Origin of the sequence: Arthrobacter sp. AZCC_0090 (assembly GCF_014207375.1) — a bacterium.
In the GTDB taxonomy this organism is placed as follows: Bacteria; Actinomycetota; Actinomycetes; order Actinomycetales; family Micrococcaceae; genus Arthrobacter.
Genome location: NZ_JACHEE010000017.1, coordinates 13,979 through 28,766, shown reverse-complemented (window position 1 = coordinate 28,766; position 14,788 = coordinate 13,979). Strand labels below are relative to the sequence as shown.

Sequence of the window (14,788 nt, the reverse complement as noted above, 5' to 3'; positions counted from 1 at the left end):
CCTCCGGACCAAGGGGCGGACTGCGAAAGTTGCCTGAGATAGGATGAACAGGGCTCTGGTCTGATGCCGAAGGCCCACAGCCACGCCGGTTCCACATGAATTTCAACGGAACCGATGTTGTTCTGGAGCGGCTCCCGCCGCAACGGCTCGCGGCACCCTGTGACGACAACTACCTGACAAGGATCCTCCCATTTCCACGGACTCATTCTTCAGCGCGCTCACACGGTTCCGTCATCGTGTTCTTCCGTCTTCGTTGGAAGAAAGGCTCAACTCCCCCAAGGGTCTGCTCGCGGGCTTCTGCGTTGTGCACTTGGTTTTCCTCGTGTTCGCTTTGATCGTCTCCTTGCGTGGCGAAGCTTTCAGTGACACCTTCATCTATCGGGACTGGACTATTGCGGGGTTCCGCGATGAGAACCTCAGTGGCGGGCCGAGTCCTTGGGTCTACCCCATCCTGGCCCTGATACCGATGGCCATCGCAGGCGCGGCTGGTCCCGGACCGTTCTTCTTCCTGTGGGTGCTCATGATCACGGTGCTCGACGCCGTGGCTCTCGCCAAGCTCACCGGGTGGGGACGTCGTCGGGAGGCGATTCCCGCAGCATGGTGGTGGCTTGTCTTCGTGTTCATCATGGGTTGGCTGGGTTTCGCCCGCGTGGATGGATTCACCGCACCCATCGTGCTTATCGCCCTGGCCTATGGGGTATCGCAGCCTTTCATTGCCGCCACCCTCCTGAGTGTCGCCACCTGGATGAAAGTCTGGCCGGCCGCCGTCCTGCTGTCCTTGTTCACTGTGGTCAAGCAGAGAACCCGCGTGGTGGCGGCGGGGATCCTGACCAGCGCCTTCGTGGTCGCCCTCGCGGCCGCGGTGGGCGCGCTGCCCAAACTCCTTAACTTCCTGACCCAGCAAGGCGATCGTGGCATGCAACTGGAGGCCACCTTCACCACTCCTTGGTTGTGGCTCTCGGTCCTCCATGTTGGTGACTCCAAGATGTACATGAACACGGACATCAACTCGATGCAGGTGGATGGCCCGGGTACGCCCTTCATGTCACAACTGATGCAACCCCTCCTTGTCTTGGCTGCACTCCTGGTCGCTGCCCTGACGTTCTGGGCACTTCACAACGGCAAGCGAAGCGGCGGGACGGACCGCACGGAGCTGTTGCTGGCTGGTTCCCTGACCATGGCCACGGCCTTCGTGGTCTTCAACAAGGTCGGATCCCCGCAGTTCATGGTCTGGCTCGCGCCAGCTGTCGCAGTAGGGCTCGCGCACAGCTGGAAGGAATGGCGGGTCCCTGCGGCCATGCTCATAGCCATTGCCGTGGCCACGTACTTTATCTACCCCCTCTTCTACGACGCACTGAGCCACAACAACCCTTGGATGGCTTTGGTTTTGACCATCCGCAATGTCCTGCTGGTGGTGCTCTTCTGCTGGTCTGTGCGCCGCCTGTACCTTTTGGGCAAAAAGACCCCGGCCTACGAACCGGCCACCACTGCCAAGGAGTCCTGAGATTTCCGTTCGATTCTTTGACAGGCTGGTCCGCGTGCGCGACGCCGCCCTGCCGCCTGCCGCCGTCGCATGGTTCAGCCGTCCTTCCAGCGTGTGGTGGGGTTTTGCCGCCGTCCATGTGTACTTCCTCGGCTGGATGGCGAGCTTTTTCATCTCGGGGAACACCTTCAGCGACACAGAGCAGTACCGCCAGTGGGCAGTGAACGGTTACAACCCTGCGGATCTCAACGGCACGATCAGCCCCTGGGTCTATCCGGTGCTCGCGCAGATTCCGATCTTCCTGGCCAACATCGCGGGCCCGGGCCCGTATTTGCTGGTCTGGACGATGATCATCACGGCGCTCAATGCCGCCGGCTTGTTCATCCTGACACGGGGACCTCGCCGGAAGACAGGCATTGCGCCCGCCTGGTGGTGGCTGTTCTTCACCGCTTTCATGGGTTACCTCAGCTTTGCCCGGGTGGAGGGCATCACCGCGCCCATCGTGTTGGTAGCTCTCCTGTATGCAGCCACGCGTCCCGTAGCAGCAGGCATCCTCCTCAGCATTGCCACCTGGATCAAGGTCTGGCCGGCCGCCGTCCTGGTACCGATCGTCATCGCGAGTGGCCGCAGGCTGCAGATCATCGCCTGCGGTGCCGCAGTCACAGCGGTCGTCGCGCTGGGTACCTACGTTTCAGGCGGGCTTCCGCACATCCTTGACTTCCTGACGAACCAAGGTGAGCGCGGTATGCAATTGGAAGCCACCTTCTCAACTCCGTGGGTCTGGCTCAGCGTGCTCAACATCGGCGGCTCCAAAATCGCCGACAACGTCGCCATCAATTCCACGGAGGTGTACGGACCGGGCGCGAATGTGGCTGCGTTCATGATGCAGCCCCTCCTGGTGCTGGCCGCCGTCGCGGGCTCAGTCCTCTTGGTTTGGGCACTTCGGCGCGGAGCCGAACCGGAAGAGCTGTTTCTTGAAGGTGCACTCATGATGACCACCGCGTTCATCGTGTTCAACAAGGTGGGTTCGCCGCAATTCATTATCTGGCTGGCTCCGGTGGTTGTAGCCGGCCTGACCCACGACTGGAATCGGTGGCGTGTTCCTGCCGCCCTTCTGATGGGCATCGCCATGACGACTTTTGTGATCTACCCGCTCTTCTACACGCCGCTCATACACGCCAACCCCGTGATGGCAGCAGTACTCACCACGCGCAATGTGCTTCTGGTCGTCCTGCTCTGGTGGTCCGTACAGCGATCCCTCGAGCTAGGCCGCAAGTCCGGCGCGGCGGCCGCTATTCAGGGCGCCTGAGCCTTCGCTCAAGCCTGCGGAGCAGTTCCATGGGCGGGGACTGGATCAGCAATCTTCGGGTGTGCACGTCCAGGACCATCAAGTAGACCGTGAATCCCACCGCCACCACGAAGGCCAAGGAAGACACCTTCACGTTCAGCTCCACAAAGGACAACACCGAAATCTGGTCCTGCGCGCCAAAGGCCACGAAGAAGGTGATGGCGACGTAGAGCGACTTGATCTGCCAGTCGTCCCTGATGCCCGTGACCGCGAGCAACGGAATGAACCACAGGATGTACCAAGGCTGGATGATGGGGGAAAGCATGACGACGGCGGCAAACCCCAAGGCCGCGCGCCGTACCAGCCGCGAATAGTCGCCACGGAACATCAGTACCACCACCAGCGCCATTCCGGCCCACTTCATGAGCGCACGGAGTCCGGTGGCCACGGCCGGCCCGGGCAAGCCCAAGAGGTTCGCGATCACCTCGACCTGCTGGCCCAGGAAGCCGGAAGGCGAATATCCGGTATAGCCGGGGGTGGGATCGAGGATGGCCCAGACCCACCCAAAACCAAGGTTGTAGGGGATTCCGCTGATGGCCAGCACGCCAAAGCTGATGGCGGCCGTTGCGCCCCAGAACAGGAACTTGCGGGTCCAGCTCGCGGCCGGTCCTGCCCACATGAGGCCGATGAAAGGTAGGAGAAGCACGGTGATCGGCTTGATTCCAATGGAAGCCGTGACCAGCAGGAGACCGGTGATATGGCGGCCGGTTGCGGCAAAATACATTCCTGCGACCGCCAGGCCCACCATGAGGGCATCGTTATGGGCGCTGGCCACGAAACTGATGAGGAAGAGCGGATTGGCCACAGCGATCCACAGCGCACGGCCCGGATTAATCCCGTGGAGCTCTGCCAGCTTGGGAACGTACACCACACAAAGCAGCACCCCCACTGTCGCCAAAACGCGAAAGAGCAAGACGGACAGATCGGGCTGGGCGTCCGTGATGCCTACTACCCACCTCGCAAGCCACAGGAAATATGGCCCATAAGGGGTCTTGGCTTCAGCCCAGGCCGGGTCGGCACCGAGGGAAAACCAGTTGCTGAGGGTTGAAATGCCCGCGGTGTAGGGGTTCTGGCCTTCCAGGACCAGCCTGCCTTGGCCGGTGTAGGCGTACACGTCGCGCGAATAGATGGGCACGGCGAACATCATGGGCGCGGCCCACGCCGCAACCGCCACGACTACCGATCTGAGCGAGCCTGGTCCCCAGTCTTTGAGCCTTTGCCCAAGGCGCAACCAGGACCGGACCAAAAGCATGGCCCCGGCCGTCAGCAAGATCGTGGAAGTGGTAACGCCCCAACCCTCGGTGCGCAAAGCGATGACAACCGGGTGCCTGAACATCGGTGATCCGTTGGCGATCCAGCCAGCGCCGATCGAACCGGCGAAGATCATAAGGGATCCAAAGAAACCTTGCCAGATGGCTACATAGGCCTTGACTTGGCTGGCGGTACCGGCACTGGTGTGAGCATTATTCGGGGAATAGAGACCCCGGGCGATCGTCCCAGACGGCATGTCGGGTTCCTTTGCCTCATCCCGGCTGTTTGAGGTGCCCACGCCCGATCCGCCTGCCGTCATGATATTCCAGTCCCTACGTACATTGATCCAGCTCATCGAGGCAAGCAACAACCGCTCGACAACGGCCCAGTTTACCAGCCGGAGTGCGTCGCAATCGCGGAATCGAGCGCTCCGCCACGCGTCCCGCGCGGCCGAACGGTAGGCTGGAACGCGTGCCTATTACTAATGAACGCATCGTCTGGATCGACTGTGAGATGACCGGCCTGGACCTCGAAAATGACGCCCTGATCGAGGTGGCGGCCTTGGTCACAGATTCGGAGCTCAACATCCTGGGTGATGGCGTGGACGTCGTCATCAAACCGGAAGACGCCGCTCTTGAACAGATGAACGACTTCGTCCGCGACATGCACACCCGTTCGAAGCTCTTGGACGAGCTCCCCCACGGCAAGACCATGGCCGAAGCCGAAGCAATCGTCCTTGAGTACATCGAGAAGTGGGTACCGGACCCCAAGAAGGCACCGCTCGGCGGAAACTCGGTAGGAACAGACCGGATGTTCCTCGCCCGGGACATGCCCAACATCGTTGAACACCTTCACTATCGGGTCATCGACGTCAGTACCATCAAGGAACTCTCGCGCCGCTGGTTCCCCCGCGCCTATTTCCAGTCTCCCGCCAAACATGGCGGCCACCGCGCGCTTGGAGACATCAGGGATTCCATCGACGAATTGCGTTACTACCGCGAGGCAGTCTTCGTCCCGGCGCCTGGGCCTGACACGGCTACGGCACAAAAGATTTCCAAGCAGATTGCGGCCACCCCGGAGACGCCGCCGAGCGCGTGATCTGCGGCACGTTTTCGGGAAATTTCACCTAAACGGTCAAAAGTGGCAAAAGCACCCCCAAACACGGGGTATAGTTTTTGTCGTTGCCTTCGCAGCTGACGGGTCATTCCGAAAGCGGTCAAAGGCGTATGGTGGGCGTAGCTCAGTTGGCAGAGCGCCTGGTTGTGGTCCAGGAGGTCGCGGGTTCAACCCCCGTCGCTCACCCTCATGAGATCGGTTGAAGTTTGCCGATCGCAGCCAAAGGCCGTACTGGTTATCCAGTGCGGCCTTTGCTTTGTCCGGGCCTCTTCCGGCAGCCCCTTCCAGACCCGAAAGCCAGAGGAGCACCTGACATGACCGTCCTGCCAGTCACCATCTGGGGCGAACCCGTGCTTCACCGCCGGGCGAGCGAGGTCGAAGAGTTCGACGACGAACTACGCAGCTTGATTGCCGACATGTTCGAAACGAACGAAGCCGCCAACGGCGTTGGACTGGCTGCACCCCAGGTGGGAGTCGGCAAACGGATCTTCATTTTCAAATACGCCAATGACGACGACGCACCCGACGAAGGCGTTCTGGTAAACCCGGTTCTCACCCTCTCCAAGATCCCCGGAGCCCTTCCGGACCCCGAGGAAGACGTAGAAGGCTGTTTGTCTTTCCCGGGTGAGCATTACCCCCTGCAGAGAGCCGAGTGGGCTCGTGTCCAAGGGTTCGACGGTCACGGAAAGCCTGTGGATTTTGTGGCGACAGGCTGGTTCGCCAGGGTCATGCAGCACGAGTTCGATCATCTCGATGGCAAGCTCTATGTGAATCGCCTCGTCGACCGCTATGCCAAGAAAGCCATGAAGCAAGCCAAGAAGAACGGCTGGGGAGTCCCTGGCTTGAGCTGGATGCCGGGCGTCGATCCGGATCCCTTCGGGCACTGACTGATGAGCGGCATCGCGCAGGACGAATTGTTCAGGCTCCTCGACATCCATGGCGAGGACGCACAGGAGTGCGCCGCGCTGCTGGCGTCACCTCCAGGAGACGGTACGCGGCGGGCTCTTGCCATCTTGAACGCCCGTCTGGGCACCTTTCCCACCGAGTCCGCCTCAGCGGAGGGCTGCACGGAAACGGACTGGATCGAGGCGCTTCTGCGCTTTGCGCCTGTGGTCACCAACCATCATCTTTCCCTCGGCATCTCCCGGGAATCGTCCGCCGCGATCCTGGCCGACGTCGGACTGAACCTTCGCATCAACCGGCGGGTGCATGGACGTTTCGGCTTGGACACGTGGGCCTGGCTGACGCTGCACATGGCGGGAAACATCTTCCGGATCGGCCGTTTGCAGTTCCACCTTGTCCGCGGCAACGGAGAAAGTTCCCCAGCTGCACATGGAGAATGGGTGCTAGGCGTACACATCCCCGAGAATGGCGGCCTCTCCCCCGCCCTCGTGGACACCAGCTTCAGCCAGGCCAGGGAGTTCTTTGACCGCTTCTTCCCGGACAAAACAATTGCGGTAGCGAGCTGCGATTCCTGGATGCTGGATCCCTATCTTGCCCGCAAACTGCCAGACAGCAACATCGCGGCATTTGCTCGCAGGTTCACCCTGGACCGCTGTTCGGACGCGCCGAGCGACGCCGTCTACTTCACCTTCCGGCACCGGGACATGAATAGCCTTGCCGAGCTGCCCCGCGAGACGTCGCTTCAGCGCGTGGTCCTGGAAAGGATCGACGACGGCGGGGCCTGGCAACTTGGACACGGCCACGTGGTGCTTCCGCCGGCTCCAGGGAACCACTCCTGACGGATCCGTTCCTGTGTCCTCAGCCCGCTACTTCGCCGTGATGGTCTGCTGGCCTGGGCACGAGTCCAGGACACGCTTCATGGCGTCTTTCTCGGCCTGGGTGACCCAAAGCCGGTACGCGGCCTTGACGGAGATTTGGCGTGCCACGTAATGGCAGCGAAATCCCTTGTTCGCGGGTAGCCAGGTTGCGGCGTCGCCGGCACTCTTCTTCACGTTCGCTGGACCGTCGACGGCGATGAGGTTGAGGGGATCATTGGCGAGGCTTTGACGCTGCTTCGCGGTGAGCTGTTGGGCACCCTTCTGCCAGGCATCGCCGAGGGCCACCACATGGTCAATCTGCACGGCCGCGCTGCTTTCGGATCCTCTGCGGAAATGGATGTCCTGCCCGACGTAGGGCTCGCGGAGTTCTCCAGACGCGATCCTGCATTTGGAGCCTGTAGTGAACTCAACCGCCGTGAGGTCCCGCCTCAGGACGTCGTTCCGGGTATCGCAACCGTTCCGGTCAACGTCGAGCCAGGCTTGGCCGAATTCGTTGCGGTCGTAGTTGTCCTTGGCGGCACGCCCCTTCACGGGGATCGCGTCTAGGGCATCAACGGCCAAACCGACGGGAACTGGCTGCACGGACTCCACCGGCTTCATCCAGGCGGGGTCGAAGACGGGCGCTTCCGTGGGTCCATTGCCTGGGGATTCAGCGACGGCGAACTGGCCAGCGGCGAAGAACCATGCAAGGCCTCCAAGGGCACCCGCGGCCAAGAGAATCAGCAGCACCCAGGCTTGAAGGGACTGGCGGCGAGCACGTCGATATGCAGCCCAAGTGGTGCTCAAGGAGTCGGATCCTTTCGAGGAGGAATACGTCCCTTGAGACTAGGTCAGGGCATCGACAACGAATGCCGATATCCACAGTGTGGAGGACAAGTCACTGTGCCGGAATCATCACCGCGGGGTAATGCCCTACGTCGGACAGATCACCGCGCAGGCGACTCGGGCGGCTTGCTATTGCTCCTTGGTGACGCGTTTCAAGTCATCAGCTGCGAGCTGAAGAAGTGACTCGAGTTGGACGACGCGGTCCTCGACGATATCACCCGCCGCGAATGCCCTCTTGGCCTCGTCGAGCAGGCGCTGGGCCTCTTTAAAGTTGGCTCGCGCCACGTCCAGTGCGTGTTCCAGGGTTGTGTCGTGTTCCAGAATCTTTTCGCGTTCCATGGGTCCATTCTGGTCAGGTTTCCCGGCTGATACCAGCGCATCAGCCGGGAAACCCCTGTGTGTCTTTCCTGGCCTCGGCCAAACCTGCTAGACGCCGGCCGTCTCCAACGAAGTGTTGGGCTCGACGTTAACAGCGACGCCGCGTGCCGGGAACGACGGCGGGTTCACGCCAGCCATTTCTTCCATAACGCGCACTACCTGGCAGCTGTAGCCGAATTCGTTGTCGTACCAGACATACACCACGAGGTTCTTATCGTTCGCGATGGTGGCCAGGCCGTCCACGATGCCAGCACGGCGCGAACCGACGAAGTCGGTAGAGACAACCTCGGGCGAGTCGATGAAGTCGATCTGCTTCCGCAGCTCCGAGTGCAGCGACATCTCACGAAGGTAGTTGTTGACCTCGTCCTTCGTAGTTCCCTTTTCGAGGTTGAGGTTCAAGATGGCCATCGAAACGTCCGGGGTGGGAACGCGGATCGCGTTACCGGTCAGCTTGCCCTGCAGTTCCGGAAGCGCCTTTGCCACGGCCTTGGCCGCGCCGGTTTCGGTGATGACCATGTTGAGCGCGGCAGAGCGTCCACGGCGGTCGCCCTTGTGGAAGTTGTCGATCAGGTTCTGGTCGTTCGTGAACGAGTGCACGGTTTCCACGTGGCCGTGGATGACGCCGAACTTGTCGTTGAGTGCCTTGAGCACCGGGGTGATGGCGTTGGTGGTGCAGGAGGCCGCGGTGACGATCTTGTCCGCGTCCTCGATGGAGGAGTGGTTGATGCCGTGGACGATGTTCTTAAGGTCGCCTTTGCCCGGAGCCGTGAGCAGGACGCGTGCGACGCCCTTGCTCTGCAGGTGCTGAGACAGGCCTTCGGCATCGCGCCAGCGGCCCGTGTTGTCGACCACCAGGGCATCTTTGATGCCGTAGGCCGTGTAGTCAACCGTGGAGGGGTTGTCTGAGTAGATGACCTGGATCTGGACACCATTGGCCGTGATCGTGTTGGCGGACTCATCCACGCGGATGGTGCCTTCGAAGGAACCGTGCACGGAGTCGCGCCGCAACAGGCTGGCGCGCTTGACGAGGTCATTCTCGGCGCCCTTGCGGACAACGATGGCGCGCAGGCGCAGCCCGTGGCCGCCGCCGGCCTTTTCGATCAGGAGCCGGGCCAGGAGCCGGCCGATCCGGCCGAACCCGTAGAGTACGACGTCGGTGCTGGTGCGGTCGTCCGCGCCGCGGCGTCCCACGACCGCGGCGAGTTCGGCGCGGAGGAAGTCTTCGAGCGGGGTGCCCGAGGCCTCGGCCTTGTACTTCTCGTTGAGGCGGGCGATGTCGATCGCCGCGGCCCCGAGTTCAAGTTCGGCGAGCGTATTGAGCAAAGGCGCGGTTTCCTCGAGCAGGAGTTCGTCCTTGCTCATCCGGCGCGCAAAGCGGTGGGCCTTCAGGATGTTCATGGACGATTTGTTGATGAGGCTACGCCCGTGGATGCTGGTCACCACGTTGTTTTCACGGTACAGCCGGCCGATCACCGGGATCATGGCCTCGGCCAGCGCTTCGCGGCCCATCCACGTGTCAAGACAAGAATCTGATGACTGGCTCACAGAACTACCTTCCTAGGGTCAGCTACATACGTCCTCGTACGTAGTTGGCGGCCGCCCGGAGTAATCCTGCGGCACTGGCATCGGCGGGACTTCGGTCTGCCCGGACACCTCGAACGTTGCAAAGAAAAACCGCCGGCTGCGAACGCAGAACCGGCGGTGGAACTTCTACGTTCAGTTCCCATTCTAAGGTCTGGCACGGAAGGCTTGGGCAGCCGCGATGCGTGAATTCACTCACACACGGCTGGCGGATGGGACAGCCGATACGCCGGGTTCTGTCATTCCAAGCCGTTACCGGCAGGGAAGAGGCGGCCATCCATCTACGGATGCCGTTGCCGACACCCTCCAGCGGCCTACCCGGACACTCGGGCGAGCAGCCCTCAAACGTGCCCTGTCTGGCCTTGCTCCGGGTGGGGTTTACCTAGCCTTCCCGGTCACCCGGGAAGCTGGTGGTCTCTTACACCACCGTTTCACCCTTACCTTGATCGCCTGTGCAGGCACACGCGATCAAGGCGGTCTGTTTTCTGTGGCACTGGCCTGCGGGTTACCCCGAGTGGGTGTTACCCACCACCCCGCTCTGTGGAGCCCGGACGTTCCTCGAGCCACTTGCGTGACGCGCGGCCGCCTGGCTGTCCCATCCTTTGTACAGTCTATCGTCGTCGAGCGGCGCTCCCGTCCCGGTAATATCGACAGGTGCTGATTCTCCTGCCGCCTTCCGAAGGTAAGACCCCCGCTGTCAAAGGCCCCGCCGTCGATTGGGAGTCCCTAAGCTTTCCGGAACTCAACAGCTACAGGGCTAAAGTGCTTGACGCCCTGGGTCTGGTCAGCGCGCACGAGGACGCCCTTGCGCTGTTAGGTGTGGGCGCATCCCTGAAGGACGACGTCGAACGCAACACCCGGCTCCACGCCGAACCAGCAGCCCCGGCCCATCAGGTGTATTCCGGGGTTCTCTACGACGCGCTTGGGTATAAGTCCCTGACGCTGGCACAGCGCCGCAAAGCGGCGGAGTCAATCCTCGTGGTGTCCGCCTTGTGGGGGGCCATTGGCTTCGGCGATCGCGTGCCCGCCTATCGGCTGTCCATGGGAACCGCATTGCCCGACGTCGGACGCCTCGCCTCATTCTGGAAGCCGCAGCTCACGCAGGCCCTCGCCTCGCGGGTGGAGGGCGAGCTGCTGGTGGACTGCCGCTCCAGCACCTACGCCGCGGCTTGGGCTCCGCCCGCGGCACAAACGGTCGCTGTCAACGTCTTTTCCGAGTCCAATGGCAAGCGCACCGTGATCAGCCACTTCGCCAAGCACACCCGCGGCGAACTGGCCCGGCATCTCCTGAGCCGTCGAGGCAAGGCTCCGGGAACCCCCGAACAGCTACTCAAGGCTGCCTCGGAAATCTGGACAGCGGAGTTGACGGAAGGCATGGCGCGCAAGCCGCACACCCTCAGCATCATCCTCCCCAACTAACTAGCAGTAGGTGTCGTTTTCAGCCCTGAAAACGACATTAACTGCGAGTCAGTTGGGTGGGAAACAGGCGGTTAGTTCCACTCGGCGGAGCGCACCAAGATACAGCCGGAATCGGGGCAGAAGACAATGTCGTCCTCGGCGGCTGCCCTGACCTCGGCAAGATCGCCGGCGCTGAGCGTCATGCCGGAGCCTTCGGACTTGCCATGGAACAGCCTGGCAGCCCCCACGCCGCGCTTGGCAAGGGTCTTTTCGTAGATTGCCAGCATCCCGGCGTCGAGACCGTCAGCGAAGCTGGTCCGCTGAGCGCGCACATCCGTCTCCTCGGCAACAATCTCAGCGATCGCGGCGTCCAGCTCTGCACGAATGCCGGAGAAGGAACCCTGGATATCATCGACAATCTGCTGCTGCGCGGCTTGGCGCTCCCTCAGCCCATCCAGGCGTTCGAGGATTTCCAGCTCGACGTCCTCAAGGTCGGAGCGGCGCTTGTTGAGTGACGCGATATCGCTCTGCAATGCAACGAGGTCCTTGGAGAGTCCGGTGCCGCTGTTCAGCCTGGCTTCGTCCCGCTCAATGCGGCCCGCAACTTGTTCGACGTCAGCTTCGGACCGGCGTAGTTCGGCTTCGGCATCGTGGACGGCGAGCTTCGCAGTTCCCAGTGCCCCGTTGGCCACGCCCAGGGCGTCCTGAAGATCGGTGATGCGGGGGTCGCTCTCCAAAGTGCGCCGGCGGTTGGCCAAGGATTTGAGCTTCGCGTCCAACCCCTGCAGTTCGAGCAATTTCAACTGTTCCGCCGGTGCTGCCTTGGCCACGCTTACCTCCGCTTGATCGTGCCGGAGAAGATACCCGCTCCCGGCCAGGCTCTCCAGCCTGTTTGTCTCGACTCTAGCGCCTAACGTGCTCCCCTGCCTCGCTACATCGCCACCGGCTCCCAAACCTCGCTGCGCTCGGTGTGGGTCCCTCGCCGGGGTGGGCCCTGGGACAGAGCTCGCACGCCAGGCTTTAGCCGGGAGTCAGGATGAAGTCCCAGGGATCGCTATTGGTGGAAGCGACCCGGATCTCGACGTCGTGCCCCTGGTCCGCGAGCACGTTCCCAAGCGCTTCGGCCGCGGCGGGCAACCATAGCCACTCGCTCGCGAAGTGCGATACGTCGATGAGGTACGGCCTCCCGTCAATGGCAGCTTCGCGTGCTTCCGACGCCGGGTGGTGGCGCATATCTGCCGTGACGTAGAGGTCCGCTTGGCTCGCCCGGACCGCATCGAACAGACTGTCACCGGCTCCGCCGCACACAGCAACACGCCGCACCAGCCCGTCCTTGTCCCCGGCCACACGGACTCCCCCTGCTACCGAAGGCAGAATCTCGAACACACGCGCCGCGAAATCGCCCAGGGTCATGAGCTCCGGAAGGTCTCCAACCCGGCCGATGCCTTCTTCCGGCAGGCCGTGGGCAGCCGGGGCCAGCGGGACAACATTGTCCAGCCCGAACGCGTCGGCGAGGACATCCGAAACGCCTCCGACGGCGGAGTCCCCGTTGGTGTGCACGGTCAGCAGCCCGGTACCTGACTCTATGAGCCGGTGGACGGCGAGGCCTTTGGCGCTCGTGGCAGCCACAGAGGTGACGCCCTTGAGCAGCAAGGGATGGTGGGTGACGAGGAGCTCGGCACCCCATTCAATGGCTTCGTCAATGGCTGCGAGGGTTGGATCCACTGCGAACATGACCTTCGTGACGGTCGCAGTGGGCCGCCCGACCACCAGGCCCACCTCGTCCCAGTCCTCGGCGAGGGACTCAGGCCAGAGTTCCTCCACGGCCAGCAAAACCTGACCGAGTGTCGGGGTACTGGTTCCTGAAGTTCCGTCCGCACCGTCTTCCGGTTCTTCCCCGGATCCTGTATCTGCAACCGCGGTGTTCACAGCTTCCATGCACTACATTCTTGCGCATTTCGTGGCCATGACGCGCTTGCGCAACCGGACTGTCTGAGATTGCTGCCTGTGACGGCGTCTGCGCCGTCACACTCCCGTAAGGTTGTGCGGGAATCATCCAGGACTCCCGGCCATTGAAGAGATCATGAAAACTTTTGTGCTTGGCGGAGGCTGCTTCTGGTGCCTTGATGCTGTCTATCAGAAGACCAAGGGAGTCAGCTCCGTGGTTTCCGGATACACAGGAGGGCACATCCGCAACCCCGACTATTACGATGTCTGCTCCGGCATGACGGGCCACGCAGAGGTCGTCGCCGTGACTTTCGATGAGGACGTTATCCCGCCGGAGGTCATCCTGGACATGTTCTTCGCCCTGCACGATCCCACCACTCTCAACCGACAGGGCTACGACGTCGGAACCCAGTACCGTTCCTCGATGTTCTACACCACGACCGAAGAAAAGATCCTCTTCGAGGAAGCCATCCTCCGGAACCAGGAATTGTGGTCCAAGCCGATTGTGACCGAGGTCAGCAGGCTGCCGGAATTCTACGAAGCCGAGTCCATCCACCAGGACTACTACGCCAAGTTCCCGGAGCAAGGCTATTGCCAGGTGATCATCAACCCCAAGCTCGCCAAGGCCCGGAAATATTACTCTTCGTGGCTCCGCGCGTAGCAGCGTGTAGCACCGCTCGTTAGGCTGACCTCAGCAGTAGCTATTTCAGCGAATTCAGAGAATAGGCATGATTACATGGCACGGATCTACGACGACGTCACCCAGCTCATCGGCGGAACCCCCCTGGTCCGCTTGAACAGGCTCACTGAAGGCTTGGACGCCACGGTTGCCGTGAAGCTGGAGTTCTACAACCCCGCCAATAGCGTCAAGGACCGTATCGGTGTCGCCATCATCGACGCCGCCGAGAAATCTGGTGCGCTGAAGCCGGGCGGCACCATCGTCGAGGGAACGTCGGGCAACACCGGCATCGCGCTGGCCCTGGTTGGCGCGGCGCGCGGTTACAAGGTCATCCTGACAATGCCGGAAACCATGTCCACCGAGCGCCGTGTCATGCTGCGCGCCTACGGTGCTGAGATTGTCCTGACTCCCGGCTCTGAAGGCATGCGCGGCGCCGTCGAAAAGGCCCAAGAGATTGTCGCCAACACAGAGAACTCCGTCTGGGCCCAGCAGTTCGCCAACGAGGCAAACCCGGAGATCCACCGCACCACCACGGCTGAGGAAATCTGGGCCGACACCGACGGCGGCGTGGACATCTTCGTCGGCGGAGTCGGCACGGGCGGCACCATCACCGGCGTCGGGCAGGTCCTGAAGGAGCGCAAGCCGGAGATCCAGATCGTGGCCGTCGAGCCCAAGGACTCCCCCATCCTGAACGGCGGCGCCCCTGGCCCGCACAAGATCCAGGGCCTTGGCGCGAACTTCATCCCGGAAATCCTGGACACCAACGTCTACGACGAGGTTCTCGACGCAACTCTGGAGGACTCCGTGGCCACCGCCCGCGCCCTCGGCACGAAGGAAGGCATCCTCGGCGGCATCTCGGCCGGCGCAGCCGTCTGGGGTGCCCTGGAGCTCGCGAAGCGTCCCGAGAACAAGGACAAGCTCATCGTGGCGATCGTTCCCGACTTCGGCGAACGTTACATCTCCACCGTGCTTTTTGACGATATTCGCGGCTGATTGCAGAC

Annotated in this window: 14 protein-coding genes, 1 tRNA gene and 1 other RNA gene; 9 read left to right on the top strand and 7 right to left on the bottom strand. The window is 62.1% G+C overall.

All coding sequences use genetic code 11. The features are described 5' to 3' along the window. Positions 1–253 precede the first annotated feature (253 nt). Both HNP00_RS20970 and HNP00_RS20965 read left to right on the top strand, forming a co-directional pair. Complete coding sequence (locus HNP00_RS20970; RefSeq protein ID WP_221451709.1) at positions 254–1,504, top strand: glycosyltransferase family 87 protein; 1,251 nt, start codon at positions 254–256, stop codon at positions 1,502–1,504. A gap of 34 nt (positions 1,505–1,538) precedes the next feature. Next, entirely contained in the window at positions 1,539–2,792 is a 1,254-nt protein-coding gene (locus HNP00_RS20965; protein ID WP_395893845.1) for a glycosyltransferase 87 family protein, read from the top strand. On the opposite strand, the gene mptB is transcribed toward HNP00_RS20965, so the two are convergent. Continuing rightward, entirely contained in the window at positions 2,776–4,338 is a 1,563-nt protein-coding gene (mptB, locus tag HNP00_RS20960; protein ID WP_395893844.1) for a polyprenol phosphomannose-dependent alpha 1,6 mannosyltransferase MptB, read from the bottom strand. The two genes, HNP00_RS20965 and mptB, sit on opposite strands and share 17 nt — an antisense overlap. 215 nt (positions 4,339–4,553) lie before the next feature. Here mptB and orn point away from each other — a divergent pair, with 215 nt between their 5' ends. The 4 genes from orn to HNP00_RS20940 all read left to right on the top strand — a co-directional run bounded on the left by orn (position 4,554) and on the right by HNP00_RS20940 (position 6,940). Further along, the gene (gene orn / locus HNP00_RS20955) at positions 4,554–5,180 is read left to right on the top strand and encodes an oligoribonuclease (protein WP_184741649.1); all 627 of its coding nucleotides are present in this window, start codon (positions 4,554–4,556) and stop codon (positions 5,178–5,180) included. A 131-nt stretch (positions 5,181–5,311) separates the two neighbouring features. Continuing rightward, a tRNA-His gene (locus tag HNP00_RS20950) sits at positions 5,312–5,384 on the top strand. A gap of 128 nt (positions 5,385–5,512) precedes the next feature. Then, positions 5,513–6,085, top strand: a complete 573-nt coding sequence (gene def / locus HNP00_RS20945; protein ID WP_184741648.1) for a peptide deformylase — start codon at positions 5,513–5,515, stop codon at positions 6,083–6,085. Between the two features lie 3 nt (positions 6,086–6,088). Next, complete coding sequence (locus HNP00_RS20940) at positions 6,089–6,940, top strand: acyltransferase domain-containing protein (protein WP_184741647.1); 852 nt, start codon at positions 6,089–6,091, stop codon at positions 6,938–6,940. Between the two features lie 27 nt (positions 6,941–6,967). Here HNP00_RS20940 and HNP00_RS20935 read toward each other — a convergent pair whose 3' ends face one another. From HNP00_RS20935 to rnpB, 4 genes are all read right to left on the bottom strand, one after another. Continuing rightward, complete coding sequence (locus tag HNP00_RS20935) at positions 6,968–7,765, bottom strand: HNH endonuclease family protein (RefSeq protein ID WP_184741646.1); 798 nt, start codon at positions 7,763–7,765, stop codon at positions 6,968–6,970. 168 nt (positions 7,766–7,933) lie between these two features. Continuing rightward, complete coding sequence (locus HNP00_RS20930) at positions 7,934–8,143, bottom strand: hypothetical protein (RefSeq protein ID WP_184741645.1); 210 nt, start codon at positions 8,141–8,143, stop codon at positions 7,934–7,936. An 87-nt stretch (positions 8,144–8,230) separates the two neighbouring features. Then, the gene (locus HNP00_RS20925; RefSeq protein WP_184741644.1) at positions 8,231–9,727 is read right to left on the bottom strand and encodes a glyceraldehyde-3-phosphate dehydrogenase; all 1,497 of its coding nucleotides are present in this window, start codon (positions 9,725–9,727) and stop codon (positions 8,231–8,233) included. Positions 9,728–9,972: 245 nt separating this feature from the next. Beyond that, positions 9,973–10,361, bottom strand: an RNA gene (gene rnpB, locus HNP00_RS20920) — RNase P RNA component class A. A gap of 56 nt (positions 10,362–10,417) precedes the next feature. Between rnpB and HNP00_RS20915 the strand changes: the two genes are divergently transcribed. Further along, positions 10,418–11,182 (top strand): YaaA family protein, encoded by a 765-nt coding sequence (locus tag HNP00_RS20915; protein WP_184741643.1) that lies wholly within the window; start codon positions 10,418–10,420, stop codon positions 11,180–11,182. A gap of 71 nt (positions 11,183–11,253) precedes the next feature. Here the strand turns inward: HNP00_RS20915 and HNP00_RS20910 are convergent, their stop codons facing one another. Then, positions 11,254–11,991: a zinc ribbon domain-containing protein gene (locus tag HNP00_RS20910; RefSeq protein ID WP_184741642.1), complete on the bottom strand. Its 738-nt coding sequence runs from the start codon at positions 11,989–11,991 to the stop codon at positions 11,254–11,256. A 190-nt stretch (positions 11,992–12,181) separates the two neighbouring features. Further along, complete coding sequence (locus tag HNP00_RS20905; protein WP_184741641.1) at positions 12,182–13,099, bottom strand: Nif3-like dinuclear metal center hexameric protein; 918 nt, start codon at positions 13,097–13,099, stop codon at positions 12,182–12,184. Positions 13,100–13,244: 145 nt separating this feature from the next. On the opposite strand from HNP00_RS20905, the gene msrA reads away from it, so the two are divergent. Both msrA and cysK read left to right on the top strand, forming a co-directional pair. Continuing rightward, positions 13,245–13,769, top strand: coding sequence for a peptide-methionine (S)-S-oxide reductase MsrA (gene msrA / locus HNP00_RS20900; protein ID WP_184741640.1), 525 nt, complete (start codon positions 13,245–13,247; stop codon positions 13,767–13,769). Positions 13,770–13,844: 75 nt separating this feature from the next. Further along, complete coding sequence (gene cysK, locus HNP00_RS20895; RefSeq protein ID WP_184741639.1) at positions 13,845–14,780, top strand: cysteine synthase A; 936 nt, start codon at positions 13,845–13,847, stop codon at positions 14,778–14,780. Positions 14,781–14,788: the final 8 nt, after the last annotated feature.

Excerpts from the sequence above, each read along its gene's own strand:
- HNP00_RS20905 (WP_184741641.1), bottom strand. The coding sequence starts at position 13,099 with ATGGAAGCTGTGAACACCGCGGTTGCAGATACAGGATCCGGGGAAGAA.
- msrA (WP_184741640.1), top strand. The coding sequence starts at position 13,245 with ATGAAAACTTTTGTGCTTGGCGGAGGCTGCTTCTGGTGCCTTGATGCT.
- def (WP_184741648.1), top strand. The coding sequence starts at position 5,513 with ATGACCGTCCTGCCAGTCACCATCTGGGGCGAACCCGTGCTTCACCGC.
- mptB (WP_395893844.1), bottom strand. The coding sequence starts at position 4,338 with ATGCCGTCTGGGACGATCGCCCGGGGTCTCTATTCCCCGAATAATGCT.
- cysK (WP_184741639.1), top strand. The coding sequence starts at position 13,845 with ATGGCACGGATCTACGACGACGTCACCCAGCTCATCGGCGGAACCCCC.
- HNP00_RS20940 (WP_184741647.1), top strand. The coding sequence starts at position 6,089 with ATGAGCGGCATCGCGCAGGACGAATTGTTCAGGCTCCTCGACATCCAT.
- HNP00_RS20930 (WP_184741645.1), bottom strand. The coding sequence starts at position 8,143 with ATGGAACGCGAAAAGATTCTGGAACACGACACAACCCTGGAACACGCA.